This is a genomic window from Mesorhizobium sp. M2E.F.Ca.ET.209.01.1.1 (genome assembly GCF_004010375.2).
Taxonomy (GTDB): Bacteria; Pseudomonadota; Alphaproteobacteria; order Rhizobiales; family Rhizobiaceae; genus Mesorhizobium.
On the sequence record NZ_SADP02000302.1, the window covers coordinates 1 to 397 of the forward strand.

Annotated in this window: 1 protein-coding gene; it reads left to right on the forward strand. The window is 66.5% G+C overall.

Annotation, left to right across the window (positions count from 1 at the left end; translation table 11 throughout):
• On the forward strand, positions 1-397 hold a 397-nt coding region (locus tag EN852_RS35750), incomplete at both ends, for a S46 family peptidase (protein WP_135879674.1).

Here is a 397-nt window from a genome sequence, read left to right on the forward strand (position 1 = left end):
TCTCGTTCTACCGCGCCTACGTCGGCAAGGACGGCAAGCCGGCCGCCTTCGCCGCCGACAACGTGCCGTACCAGCCCAAGCACTTCCTGAAGTTCGCCGACCAGCCGCTGGGCGCCGACGACTTCGTGATGGTGGCCGGCTACCCGGGCCGCACCAACCGCTACGCACTGGCCGGCGAGTTCAACGAGACCGCCAGCTTCACCTACCCGACCATCGCCAAGCACTACAACGCGGTGCTGAAGATGATCGCCGACGCCGGCAAGGCCGACGCCGACGTCAAGGTGAAGTACGCCGCCACCGCCGCCAGCATGAACAACGTGGCCAAGAACTACCTGGGCCAGCTGGAAGGCTTCAAGCGCATCGACGCCGCTTGCCAGAAGCAGGCCGAGGAAGCCGC